At 66.4% G+C, this 13,092-nt stretch carries 7 protein-coding genes; all 7 read right to left on the reverse strand.

Translation table 11 applies throughout. The features are described 5' to 3' along the window. Window positions 1–129: 129 nt before the first annotated feature. Window positions 130–2,700, reverse strand: a complete 2,571-nt coding sequence (locus AC56KW_RS04860) for a family 20 glycosylhydrolase (protein WP_497169606.1) — start codon at window positions 2,698–2,700, stop codon at window positions 130–132. A gap of 33 nt (window positions 2,701–2,733) precedes the next feature. Further along, the gene (locus AC56KW_RS04865; protein WP_497169607.1) at window positions 2,734–3,984 is read right to left on the reverse strand and encodes an ABC transporter substrate-binding protein; all 1,251 of its coding nucleotides are present in this window, start codon (window positions 3,982–3,984) and stop codon (window positions 2,734–2,736) included. A gap of 17 nt (window positions 3,985–4,001) precedes the next feature. Then, window positions 4,002–4,202 carry a hypothetical protein gene (locus tag AC56KW_RS04870; RefSeq protein WP_497169608.1) on the reverse strand — a complete coding sequence of 67 codons (201 nt, stop codon included), beginning with the start codon at window positions 4,200–4,202 and terminating at the stop codon, window positions 4,002–4,004. A 56-nt stretch (window positions 4,203–4,258) separates the two neighbouring features. Continuing rightward, window positions 4,259–6,919 carry a TonB-dependent receptor gene (locus AC56KW_RS04875; protein WP_497169609.1) on the reverse strand — a complete coding sequence of 887 codons (2,661 nt, stop codon included), beginning with the start codon at window positions 6,917–6,919 and terminating at the stop codon, window positions 4,259–4,261. A gap of 100 nt (window positions 6,920–7,019) precedes the next feature. After that, window positions 7,020–8,369 carry a sugar MFS transporter gene (locus tag AC56KW_RS04880; protein ID WP_497169610.1) on the reverse strand — a complete coding sequence of 450 codons (1,350 nt, stop codon included), beginning with the start codon at window positions 8,367–8,369 and terminating at the stop codon, window positions 7,020–7,022. Window positions 8,370–8,807: 438 nt separating this feature from the next. Next, a complete protein-coding gene (locus AC56KW_RS04885) occupies window positions 8,808–11,708 on the reverse strand; it encodes a TonB-dependent receptor (RefSeq protein WP_497169611.1) in 2,901 nt (966 codons plus the stop codon). 203 nt (window positions 11,709–11,911) lie between these two features. Continuing rightward, window positions 11,912–12,829 carry an MBL fold metallo-hydrolase gene (locus AC56KW_RS04890; protein WP_497169612.1) on the reverse strand — a complete coding sequence of 306 codons (918 nt, stop codon included), beginning with the start codon at window positions 12,827–12,829 and terminating at the stop codon, window positions 11,912–11,914. Window positions 12,830–13,092 lie beyond the last annotated feature (263 nt).

Consider the following 13,092-nt stretch of genomic DNA (forward strand, 5'->3'; position numbering starts at 1 on the left):
GCCACCGCCAAGCCACCTCTCCGATCGACGCCATCACCCGCGCTACCACCCGATATCCCGCAGAAAACGCTGATTATAGCGCCGCTACCGGGCGCCGGTGGCGTATTCGGCGTACTGTCGGCGCCACGACTAGCGCCTGTCAATACGGGCCACCCGACCTGGCCTGCCATTGCGGTCGAAGGCCGCGACCTGGATGATCCCGCGCTCGGCGATCGGCCCTGTTACCGGCTTGCTGGCGGCGGTGGGCGCGCTGCCGTCGACCGTATAGCGCAGCGTCATGCCGGGCAGGACATGGTTGACCAATACCTGTTGCCCGTCAAGCAGGAGGCCCGGCGGCGCGATACGGTAATCCACGCCCTTGCCCTCCAGGTCGAGGCGCGGCAGCACCCGCTGGCCGAGGGCATTGACGAAGCCGGACCATGCGCGGCGGTGCAGCGCGGCGGCCTTGGCCGCGTCGGTCTCGAGCGCCCAGGCCGGATCCGGCGCCCAGGCCCGCTCGGCCACCGCCAGCAGGCGGGGCATCACCAGGTAATCGATGCCCTTGGGGTCGCGCACGGTCTCGGTAAAGAGGGTCGCTTCCAGGCCGCGGATGCGGCGCTTGCCGTAGTCGGTCAAGCCATCCTTGCCAACGCGCGCGGCCTCGGGCGCATTCTTCAGGTAGTCGAAGGGGATAAAGTCGTAGGTCGTCTGCAACTCGACGTAGTCGCCCCAGTTCATGCCCGGCTCTTCCGGATTGGGGTTGTACGACATGTCCATGTACATCTTGGTCACCGGGGCCAGCACGATATCGTAGCCGGCGTTCGCGAGGCGGTAGGCCAGGTCTTCTGCGCCCTCGGTATTGTTCCAGACCCAGGCGCTGAAGCCCTTTTGGGTGAAGCGCGGATTGGGGATCAGCTTGTGGCGCCCGTGCAGCATGGTCTTGCGGGCCGCCAGCTCTTCCCAGCCCGACGTATAAAGCCCGTGCTTGCGCAGCATGCCGTCGACCCGTTCATAGAAGAAATCCCACAAGTCGGCGGTGCTCTCGAGCTGGTGCTGCGCCATCATGCGGTGGGCGGCCGGCGACTTTTCCCAGGCGCCGTGCGGCAGCTCGTCGCCGCCCATGTGGATCGTGTGCAGCGGCACGCCGGCTTCGCGGTGCAGCGCCACCACCTCGTCGACCACATGCTGAACGAAGGTGAAACTCGATTCCAGACCCGGGTTGAGCACGTGGTCGTTGTACAGCTGCTGCGACTTGTAGACCGATTTATCCTCGAAGTCGTTGAGCAGGTACTTGGCCGCATCCTTGTCGCCGGCCGACTTCAGGCGGTGGTAACGCGCTTCCATGGCCTGCACGGCGGCGCGTGCGTGGCCGGGCATCTCGATCTCGGGGATCACCTCGATGTGGCGCGCCGCGGCATAACGCAGGATCTCGATGTAGTCGGCGCGGGTGTAGTAACCGCTGCCGTGGGGGTCGCGTGGGTCGGGGCCGGAACCGTAGGCCGGCTGCAGGCGCACGCCGGGCTTGGCGCTGTGGCCGCGCACCGCCCCGATCGCGGTCAGTTCGGGCAGGCCCCTGATTTCGAGGCGCCAGCCTTCGTCCTCGGTCAGGTGGAAGTGGAACTTGTTCATCTTGTAGCGCGCCATCAGGTCGAGCCACTTGAACACGGTTTCCTTGGTATGGAAGTTGCGGGCGACGTCGAGCTGGAAGCCGCGGTAGGCAAAGCGCGGCGCATCGACCACCGTCACTTCCGGCAGCGACTGGTCGGCGGCGCCCGGTAGCGGCAGCAGGTCGCGCAGGCTTTGCAGGCCATGGGCCACGCCGGCCGCGCTGTTACCGACGATGGCGATGCCGCCGCCGGCGCTGACGGTCAAGCGGTACGCCTCGGGCGAAGCCTGGCCCTCGACCTTGCCCACGCTCAGGTGCAGCGCCGGTCCGCCGGCCGGCAGCTTCTGCGGGAACAGCGTGCGCGCCAGCGCCGCCTCGTGCTTCAACGCGGCGTCCGCCGTCACCCGTGGCTGGCCGCGCAACGCCAGCCGGCCCTTGCCCTGCACGAGCTGCAGCGGCGTCGGCAGCAACAGCGGCACGTCGCGCGGCGCCAGCAGATCGGCGCCGGTATTGGCGCGGTAAGTGTCAGCCGGCGTCACTACCCGACGCGGGTCGGGCCCCTTGTCCAGCTGCTCCGGACGCGTGACCGGCAGCAGCGCGAAATCGGCGATGGCCACGCCGACGTCGGGATCGCTGTCATAGACCAGGTAGGGGCCGATCGGGGCCCGGGCCATCTTGATGATGCTCTGCGGGTGGTAATAGACAATGTCCAGGGTCTGGCTTGGTGCCAGGCCGGCGAAGCCGGGCTGCGGGCGGATGCGGTACAGGTTGCCAGCCACCTGCTCCATGCCGAGATTGCCGGATACCGGGCCGGTGACCACGCCGTCCATGCTGTTGAAATAGATCGACCAGCCCTGGGCCGGCAAGGCCTGGCTGTCGCCATTCGTCAGGATCAGGCGCGCCTGAGCCCGTCCCTGCGGCGCCTGCGGCGTGAACTCGTTGCGCAGCAGCTCCCAGCGCATCTGCAGCCGCGCGCCATTGGCGACGCCGCCTGCCGGCGCGGCGCTTGCCTGCGCCACCTGGGCCTGGGGCGCGGCCAGCGCGGTCGACGCCAGCGGCGCCGCCAACATCAGCGACACCAGGGCCATGCCACGCACCATTCTTGTTCTATCCACGAGTCTCTCCTATCCAGCCAAAAAAAACGAATTTCACTTTTGCGGTGGCTTGTACCACCGGACGAAACTATCTTGCAAGCTGCGCGCCGCCTCCTGCGGCGCCAGCTTGCGATCCAGGACTCGCGCATTCACGTCCCATAGCACGCTCTCCATGCTGGGCACGCCCCGATGCAGCACCTGGGCGTTCAGCCGCACCGTCGATGCGCAACCCTTGCGCCACTCGACCATCTGCTTGGCCACCGGATCGCGCACCGCGATCAGGTGGTTCGACAGCGTGAAGAAGCCGGTCAGGCGGTTGCTGTAGATGTCGGCGAATTCCTGCGATCCGATCCAGGCCAGGAAGGTGTAGGCGTCTTCCTTGTTCCTGGACTTGCGGTTGATGCCCAGCCCCAGGTCCATGTGGTCCGAGATATAACAGGCGTCGCCGCGCTTGCGAACCGGCGGGGGAAACACCCCGAGCTCCAGCGCCGGCGCACCATTGAAATTGGCGATGTCCCAGGAGCCGCTCGGGTAGATCGCGGCGCGGCCGGCCGCGAACATGGCCTGGCTCTGGCCATAGCTTTGGGTGGCCGCGCCCGGGCCGAGGTAGGCGCCCATGCGCGCGCCGAAGCGCAGTGCTTCGACGAACGGCGCATCGGTCAACCGGGCGCGGCCAGCGAGCAAGGCCTGCTGGCCCTGTTCGCCACGCCAGAAATTGGGGCCGATATTGGTAAACACCAGCTGGCTCGACTCCCACTTGTCGGCCGTGCCGAGCGCCAGCGGCGTAACGCCGCTCTTCTTGAGCACATCGAGAACGCCGAAGAACTCGTCGACCGTGCGCGGGGGCTGCAGGTCGAGCTTGCGAAAGATGGCCTTGTTGTACATGAAGCCATGGATCACGGAGGCCACCGGCATGCAGAAGGATTCTTTCGCCCCCGCCGTCTGCCAGGCCGCGAGAGCGCCGGGTTCGAAATACTGCATCCCGGCCCTGCCGTCCAGGCGTTCGAGATGGCCCCGCCGGTACAGCGACAGCGAGACGTCGAAGGGACGGCAGGCAATCAGGTCGCCGGCCACACCCTGCTCCAGACGCGCGGCCAGGCCGGTGTCGTACTCGGTCGGGGCGCTCGGCGCGAACCTCACCTCGATCCCGGGATGACTGCGCTGGAACGCCGGAATCAGCACTTGTTCCCATAGCGCCTTGTCGTCCACGCGCCAGCTTTCGATCACCAGCGCGCCGGCCTGCGCGGCCTGCGCGACGCCGAACGCCAGGCATGACAGGAGGTGGAAACACCGGATCGGCCGCATTCGTGACACCCTTTTCTTCAATAGTGCGCGTACGGGTTCCTGCCCAGGTCCGCGCAAAACAGCCGGGCGGCTCCCTCCACGCCGCCCGACAGCTGGCGCGCCCCCTGCCGCGTCGACCCGGCCTCGTCGCCATCGCCGCGGCCAGTGACCGGCAACATCATGCCCGCGACCGGCACCGCCGTCCACCGGCCCCGCACATCCTTGTTCGCACCACGCATCACGGACTCCCTGCTTGAACTTGCGGCCGCCGGACGGCGGCCGGTACTTCATGCCCCTACCAGTCGGCGCCCACGCGCAGGCCGAACATGCGCGGCTCGATGTACTGGCCGATCACGTAACCCGGATCGACGATGCGCGCATTGGTCTTGGCAAAGGTATCGGTCAGGTTGTTGACATAGACTTCCGCGCGCCATTGGCCGCTTGGCGAGGTCAGGCGCAGCGAGGCGTCATAGGTCGCGTAGGCGCCCTGCATATTGCCGACCTTCGGGTTGTCCAGGTTCTGGATGCTGAAGTACATCTTGTCCTGCCAGCGCGCCGATACGCGCGGGGTCAGCTCGTAGTCGCCGGGCAGCATGAAGCGTTGCGACATCTCGATACGGGCCGTGTTGCGCGGCGCATGCGGCAGGTCGTTGCCCACCACATCGGCCGGGAAGCGGCCGACCAGCGCCTGGTTCGGGCCGGTATAGCGCACGCACGGCGCCACGCCGTAGGTCTCGCGGAACGGACCGCACGGCACGTCGCGCCAGGTCTGGGTGTAGTCGGGATACGACGCCACCTTGGCGCGCAGGTGCGAGTACTGGAAATTGACTTCGGCGCCAGTCCACGGACGGTACTTGCCTTCCAGTTCCAGGCCTGAGATCTTGGCTTCGGCTGCGTTGGTGGTGCCGTACAACACCGCCGAATCGCAGGACGGGTTGGCGGCGGTACACGGAATCGCCGGGATGATGCGGCCCATCTCGACCGCACCGGTCATCTGCATGTCCTTGTAGCGGCTGTGGAAGGCGGTGGCCGAGAACGACAGGCGGTTATCCAGCATGCGGCCCTTGTAGCCGATCTCGAAATTGGTCAGCGTCTCGGGCTTCCATGGCAGGAAGGTGTAGTGCGGACCCGGCTCGCGGTCGGCGCAGTTGCCGTTCAGGCCACGCGCGCAGATGTTCTGCTTGTCGCTGAAGCCGCCCGCCTTGTAGCCGGTGGACAGCGAACCGAACACGAAGTCGTTCGGCGTCAGCTGGTAGCTCAGGCCGAGGCGCCAGGTAAACTTGTTCCATGAATCGCGGTTGCTGCTCACGTCCGGGATGATGGCCGGGTTCATGCCGGCCACGCCGTAATAGGCGCCCATGCCCGGCTTGAGGTCCGAGCTGTTGAAGAAGCGGCCCGGGATCGGCGTGTACTGTCCCTGGAAGTACGAGTACGGATCGCCCGTGGTGCCCGAGTCGTAGAACTTGCCGTCCTTGTCCTCGCGCACGTCGCGCGTCATGCGGCCGCCGACCGTCAGGTTCCATTTCGGCGCGAACTCCCAGTCCACCTGGCTGAAGGCCGCCATCGACGTCGACTGGCGGTTGGTCTGGCTGTACAAGGCATAGTACGGAGCGCCCGGCGCGTTGACCATCGCCGAGATCGAATCCTCGCCGAACTCGATGGCGTTCTTCTCGTGCATGTAGAACAGGCCGGTCACATAGCGCAGCGCACCCTGCTCGCCGCGCAGTTGCAGCTCCTGCACGGTGGTCTTGAACTTCGACGAATTGGTGAAGCCGGCCGAGTCGTTGACGAAGCCGCCATAGATATTGATGTCCTCGGCCAGCGGCTGGTAGCCCGAATCGCCGTCGCGGATCTGGCGCCGCTTCTGCACCGAATGCGAAGCGTTGTACTCGACGGTCGCATTCGGATTCAGGTTCCAGGTGAAGCGGCTGCGCCAGGTGTCGATGCTCCAGTCCAGCTCACCAGGCACATTGATCTTCACATCCCATTGGCTGCCCGGGCAGGCATAGGCGGTGCCGGCCGCCATCGTGCAGTCCTTGAGGGCGATGTCGCCGGCGCCCTTGTTGGTGTAGCGCTCGTAGGCGCCCAGCCATTCGAGGTTGTTGCTCACCTTCCAGCGGCCCTGCAGGCGCGCCGCCCACTCGTCCTTGTTCATGTACGCCTCGTCGGCACCCACCTTGCGGTTGTGGCGCTGGTCGACGTCGGGAATGATGTTGCCGGCACCGTCACGCGCCGGCGTCACGCCGAACTGGGGGAAGTCGGCGGCGTAGAAGTCCTGCTGCTGGTTCAGGTAGCTGTCGCGCTTGATGGCCATCATGGTCGCGCGCATCGCGAAATTGTCGCTGATCGGGATGTTCTGTGCCGCAGTCACCTGGCGCAGGTCGTAGCGGCCGATCGTCAGGGTGCCATGGCCTTCGGTCGAACCGAACAGCGGCTTGGCCGGAATGATGTTGATGCTGCCGCCGGTCGCGTTGCGGCCGAACAGCGTTCCCTGCGGGCCGCGCAACACCTCGATCTGCTCCAGGTCGAACAGCAGGGCAAGCGCCGACTGCGGACGCGGGGTGTAGATGCCGTCCACGTTCAGGCTCACCGCCGGATTGCCGATCTCGGTGAAGTCGTTGCTGCTCACGCCGCGAATCGAGATCTTCACGCCCGAGCTGCCGTCGGTGGCGCTGCCCAGCTGCAGATTGGGCACTTCACCGCTCAAGCCGCGCACATCGGTAATGCCCTTGCGGGTCAGCTCGTCCTGGGTGACGGCGGTGACCGAGACCGGCGTCCTCAGAAGCGAGGTGGTATGGCGGGTGGCCGTGACCACCACTTCGGGGATCGCGTTGGCATCCACCGCCGGCGCGGTCGGCGCTCCCTGCTGCTGGGCCATTGCCGGCAATGCGGCGTAGGCGCACAGGCCGGCCACCGCCATGCTGATGAGTGTCTTTTTTGGTTTTAGTTGGGACATCTGGGTGCTCCTGGTATGGATGAAAACGGTAGACCGCGCGGCGGCGCCGTGCGGGCAAAGCTGGTGACAAAGAGATCGGAGAGCGGACCGGGACGGCGCCTCAGGCCCCGCCACCCCTGGCCCCGCCCCATCGGCGCAGCGTGTGGCCATGGGCGGCGTACCAGAGAATCAGGGCGTAGCAGGGCAGCATCATCCAGTAAGCGCTGCGCGAACCGCCCAGGTCGGCCAGGTGGCCATACACCAGAGGCAGCAGTGCGCCGCCGGAGATCGCCATCACCAGGATGGCCGAGCCGCTCGCGGTATGGCGCCCGAGCCCCTGCAGGGCCAGCGGCCAGATGGCCGGCCAGACCATGGCGTTGGCCAGCCCGAGCAGGGCCAGGAACATGACGCTGTCCGGCACCAGCGGCACGCCCAGCCAGCCGACCAGCACGCGCGAGACGCCGTCGTCGGCGTTCGAGCCCAGCGCCACGCCGACCGTCAGCACAATGCCGGCGACAGCCGACAGCAGCAACGCGCGCTGCTGCGACAGATAGCGCGGGATCGCCACCACGCCGATCAGGTAGCCAATCACCATGCACATCATGGTGTACGAGGTCAGCACGCCGAAGTTGGCGACCTGGAGCTCGTGCCCATACAGGCCGATGGTGTCGCCGGCGATCACCTCCACGCCGACGTAGGCGAACAGCGCAAGCGAGCCGAGGACCAGTTGCGGGAACTGCAGCACGCCGCCGCGCTCGACGACCACCTCCTGGCCGTCGGTCTCGGGCGGGATATCGCGCAGGCTCGAGAAATGAATGAACACCATGATCGCGAACAGCAGCCCCGCCATGCAGGCGTAGGGGAAGACCAGCCTTTGCGACAGGCCGGCGCGCATGGCGTCGCGCGCCGCCGGATCCAGCGCCTCCAGCGCCGTGTGCGAGAAACTGTCGATATCGGCCAGCATCAGGCTGGCGAACACCAGGGGCACGACCACCCCGGCGCCCTTGTTGAACAGACCCATGATGCTGATGCGCATGGCGGCGCTCTCGCGCGGGCCGATGCAGACGATATAGGGGTTGATCGCGGTCTGCATCAGGGTCATGCCGCTGGCCAGCGTAAACAGCGCAACCAGGAACAGCTCGTAGCGCGCGCTCTGGGCCGCTGGAATGAACAGCAAGGCGCCCGCACCCATGACGCCCAGTCCGAGGGTCATGCCGCGCTTGTATCCGGTACGCCGCAGGACGGCGGCGGACGGCAGCGCCATGACGGTGTAGGCAATATAGAAGGCGAACGTCACCCACAGCGCCTGGAAGTTGTTCAGGCCGCAGACGATCTTGAGGAAGGGCACCAGCGACCCATTGAGCCAGGTGACGAAGCCGAGGATGAAGAACAGCAGGCCCACGAAGAGCATGGCCACCACCACGGTGCGCCTCGAACCGCCGGTAACCGGATTGCTGATACTCATTTCCATGCTGCCGAACCTCGCGCCACAGGGGCTGGGAGCGTGGCGTCCACGTCCGGGCAGGTGTTGAAGTACTGATGCATAAAGGTCCCCGTGTTATCGATAATTCATGCTAGCAGCGGGGGTAGATTCACGTCCAGCGTCGGCCCGAGGCACCGTAAGTGACTGATTTCATTGATATCACGGCCTTTACTGCTGGCACTGCTGCAACATTTCTTTACAATAGAGCCGGCCTGGCGTGCGTTTGCCGTCGCGCAGGCGTGCCGGCGCTTGCAAAACTTTACAAAACGACGCGAGATATTACCGAACTGTGACGCGATGACCACAGGGCCGTGGACAATGCGTTGAGAAATGCGTATTGACGCGGTGGTCGGCGCGCCGCCATGCTGGATGGCTTGCAGGATGACGGCGGCTGCCGCAGCAGCCGCCTTCGAGACGAGGGGACGGTTACATCCTGAACCGCAGGCTCAGGCCATAGGTCGTCGGGTTGTAGCGGATATCGCGTGGCATGTACGGCCCAAGGCTGCTCTCGAATGTCGCCTTGGTCAGGTTGATCGCATCGAACTGCAGCGACACCTTGTCATTGATCTCGTAGCCGATGCTCAGATCGACGAAGGTCGCGCCCTTTACCACGCGGTCCTGGCTGAACGGCGCCTCGGCGATCTGCTCGACGTAGTCGCCGCGGCGGGTGGCGGCCAGGCGGCCGGTGATGCCGTGGCCCTCGTACAGCAGCGCCAGGTTGTAGCTCTTCTTGGCCACACCCGTCAGCGGCGTCGTGGTGAAGGTGTCGCTGTCGAAAGCCGTGCGGCTCTGGTTCTCGCCATCGATCCAGGTGTAGTTGGCCTGGGCGCCGAAATTGCTCCATGGGCCGGGCAGGAAATCGAAGAACTTCTGCACGCCGAACTCGGCGCCGCGCAGGCGGCCCTTGCCCGAGTTTTGCGGACGGGTCACGCGGTAGACCTGGTCGTCGATGACTTCGTCCTGCGTGAAGCTTTGCTCGTAGCCGTCGATATCGCGATGGAACAGCGCCACTTGGGCAAAGCCGTTCTTCTGGAAGTAGTACTCCAGCGTGGCGTCGATATTGGTCGAGCGGGTCGGCTCCAGATAGGGATTGCCGGCGCCGCCGCTGCCGGGCACGTTGACGGTCGACGGCACCAGCGACAGCGCCGGGTTCAGCGTGCCGAAGTTGGGACGCGTGATGGTCTTGCCGACCGAGACGTGCGACTGCAGGTCCTCGGTCCAGCCGACGACGGCCGATGCGCTCGGAAGGTAGTTGGTCTCGGAGGTCGACAGGTCGATATCCGACACCGCGTCACCGATGCGGGCCTGGCCGCGTAGGTCGCGCTTGACGCGGATGACGCGCGCGCCGATCTCGCCGTCCACGGTCACGCCGCCGACGTCCGTTCCCCAGCGCGTGCCCAGGTACAGGGTCGCGTTGCGCTCGCGCTGGTCGAACGCCCGGCCCGGATCGTTCGGCACCCGGCCGTTGCCCAGGCCATAGGCGCCCCGCACCGCGTCGGCGTTGTCGATCAAATAGTCGGACGACGGCCCGTACCAGGCCCCGCCCAGGCGGTCCAGGCCTGGCACCAGGCTCTGGAACGACGCGCCGAGGGCCCCGATCGGGCTCGGACGCTCGCCCGTGAAGTCGGCGTGGCCTTCGGCGCCATGGTAGCTGGCCTTGCGCGCGGACAGGCGCACGCCGGCGGTCAAGGCGTTGAAGAACCCGCCGCCCGTCAGGCGATAGGTGGCGTCGGTGCGCCACTGCAGCTGGCTCCCGGCCTGCTCGTTCCAGTTTTGCACCAGGCCGCGCAGCACGAAGTTGTTCGGATCCTGCAGCGCGTTGCCTCCGCCCGGCGTGGTGATGGCGTTGAAGCCGCCGTGGCCGTCGGCGCCGTACGAATACAAGCTGGCCGAGGCGCCGGGCGCTTGCTGGTCGACGATCACGGTGTCATTGACGAACTTTGAGCGGGTGTACCCGAATTGCGAATCGAGGGTCAAGGGGCCGTCGTTGTACTTCAGGCCGAAGTTCAGGTAGTGCGTGGTGGTGCGTTCGTTCTGGCCCCAGGTACTGGTCGCGGTGTAGGGGTCCCAGTCGTAGGCGCTGCCGAATTGCGCGCCCGGCGCGCTTGCGGCCAGGATCGGGCAGATCGCGCCCTGCGGCGTGGCGCAGGCGCTCCCCTGCGGCGCCAGCACCACGTTGGTCAGGCGCGGCGTCCAGGTGGCGTTGCTCATGACGTAGTTGACGCCGGTACGGCCCTGGTAGCCCATGCCGAGATACTGGGCGCTGGCGGTCAGGCGCGGGCTGATCTTCCACTGGAAGGCGCCATGCACGCTCTGGCGCTCGCGCTGGCCGGCATTGTAGATGCCCCCGATGTTCGGCAGCTGGCCCAGCACGTCGCCGGCCGCGGCCGGGGCATACGGCCCGGTGTTGCCGAGGCGGGTCGCACTGCCGTCCGGGCGCACCGAGAACACATTGTCGGGACGGTCGACGTATTGCACCGGAAAGGCCCAGTTGTCGCGGTTGACCGACACGTCGAACAGGGCGCCGATCTCGCCGAAGTCGGTGTTCCAGCGATTGCTGACCAGGAAGCCGCCGCCCGGGCTGTGCTTGTCCGAGGTATTGCTGCTGCCGCCTGTCTGGTTGACGCGGTCTTCAACGTAGCCGGTGGCGGTGAAGCCCTCGTTGTCGAACGGGGCGCGCAGGCGGATGTTCACGGCGCCGGCGATGCCGCCCTCGAATTGGCTGGCGGTGGCCGATTTATAGACTTCCATGCCGGCGATCGACTGGACCGGCAAGTCCTGGTATGACAGGCGGCGGCCGGCTGCGGTGAAGATCTCGTTGCCGTCGAGCGTAGTGGCGACGTCGGGCAGGCCGCGGATGATGACGGTGCTGGTCTCGCCACGGTCGCGCCCCACCTGGACCCCGGCCACGCGCTGCAGCGCGTCGCCGGCCTGGCGGTCGGGGAACTTGCCGATATCGTCGGCGTTGATGGCGTCGACCACCTGGGCGGCGTCGCGCTTGATGTCCTCGGCCGAGCGCAGGCTCTGGCGCAGGCCGGTGACTTGCACCACGGTGGGTGCGGCAGGTGCTGACTGTGCGGCCGGCATGGCCGGTGCTGCTTGTGCTGCTTGTGCTGCTTGTGCTGCTTGTGCTGCTTGTGGTGCCGGTGGTGCTATCGCCGCCTGTGCGGCAGATGCGGCTGGAGCTGCCTCGGCGGCCGGCGCCGATGGCTCGGACGCGGCGCCCGTGACCTCGGTACCGGCGGCGGCTTGCGCCATGGCTGGCATGCTGTATGCCGACATCAGCATGACGGCGGCGCAGATCGGCTTGACTTTCAATCGGGTCATTCTTTCTCCAGTTTGGTCAGATTTTCCCGATGCTTAACGCGGCCATATGTCATTCAGTTGACATAAATACACAAAAAACTTCAACCATATTTTCCTTGCCGTCTTGCGGATCGTGTCAATACATGAAAAAAGCCCGCCGAAGCGGGCTGTTTCTTGAAGAAGACAGGCGCGATGTGTCGCGATCGTCGGCGTCTGTCCTGCCCTCAGTGATCCCAGAACACCGGCACCCAGCGGAAGGCGTCGCCTTCCAGCGCCACTCGCCCCACCGAGGGAAACGGCAGGTGGGTGGCCACCAACAGGCCGCCGTTGTTCGCCAGCTCGCGGAACAGGGCGAGCCGAACGCGGGTCGATTCCTCGGGATCGTGCTCGAAGCCGTTGTGCCACTCGGGCTTGTCGAAGCCGACCGGGAACATCGCGTCGCCGGCGAATATCAGGCGCTGGCCGTTCGACTCCAGGTCGACCACACAGTGGCCTGGCGTATGGCCGCCGGTGCGGCGTGCGGTGACGCCCGGCGCCACCTGGTGCCGCTCGTCGAACACATGCAGCCGGTCGCGGTACATCTCCATGAACGCGGTGGCGGTCGAGCGCAGCACGTCCGGCACCGGGGCCGGCATGTCGGTATGGGTAAAGTCAGGGGCGGCCCAGAAAGCAACTTCGGCCGCCGCCACGTGGATGCGCAGGTCGGGACGTAGGCGCGCCTTCAGGCCGTCCACCAGCAGGCCGCCGATGTGATCCATGTGCATATGGGTGATTACCACGTCGGTGATGGCGGACAGGTCGATGCCGGCGGCTTCCAGCCGGTGCGGCGTCTGTCCCGCGCGCGGAAAGCCCGGGAATTGCGAACCCAGACCGGTATCGACCAGCACTACCTGTTCGCCGCTCCTGGCCACCAGCACGTTGAGCGGCCAATCGAAGGCGTCCGGCGGCAAGAACATATGGTCCAGCCAGACCGCCAGGTCGGCCGGTTCGGCATTCGTGGCCATGGTGACGGCCGGCAGCGGCAGTACGCCGTCGCTGACCACCAGCACGTCGATCTCGCCGATCTGCAGGGCGTAGCGCGACGGCACCAGGTCTTCGTCCCCCGGCGTGCCGGGCTTGATCGCATTGTCTCGGGCATTCATGATGATATCTCCTAGTCAGGGGCCCGCTCGTGCGGGCCGGGCCGGTCGGGTGACTGGCAGCGATGTCATCGTAGTCAGTGGGCAGCCCTGCGGCTAGGCCTGCGGACGGGCTCACGGTGTTGACTGAAACGCACCAACGCCGCCCTGCCCGCCCGGTAATTGGCGCCCTTCCCCGGCGTGCCCGGCCTGCGACCGATATTCGGGTGTCATGACCGCGCCGACGCCCCGGCCGTCGCGGTCGACCTCCTCGACCTTGTCGATCA

This window comes from Telluria sp. RT2P19 (genome assembly GCF_059685725.1).

What these genes read in the sequence shown, in the direction of transcription:
- AC56KW_RS04870 (WP_497169608.1), bottom strand. Translation starts at nt 4,202, where the DNA reads ATGCGTGGTGCGAACAAGGATGTGCGGGGCCGGTGGACGGCGGTGCCG.
- AC56KW_RS04875 (WP_497169609.1), bottom strand. Translation starts at nt 6,919, where the DNA reads ATGTCCCAACTAAAACCAAAAAAGACACTCATCAGCATGGCGGTGGCC.
- AC56KW_RS04880 (WP_497169610.1), bottom strand. Translation starts at nt 8,369, where the DNA reads ATGGAAATGAGTATCAGCAATCCGGTTACCGGCGGTTCGAGGCGCACC.
- AC56KW_RS04890 (WP_497169612.1), bottom strand. Translation starts at nt 12,829, where the DNA reads ATGAATGCCCGAGACAATGCGATCAAGCCCGGCACGCCGGGGGACGAA.
- AC56KW_RS04885 (WP_497169611.1), bottom strand. Translation starts at nt 11,708, where the DNA reads ATGACCCGATTGAAAGTCAAGCCGATCTGCGCCGCCGTCATGCTGATG.
- AC56KW_RS04865 (WP_497169607.1), bottom strand. Translation starts at nt 3,984, where the DNA reads ATGCGGCCGATCCGGTGTTTCCACCTCCTGTCATGCCTGGCGTTCGGC.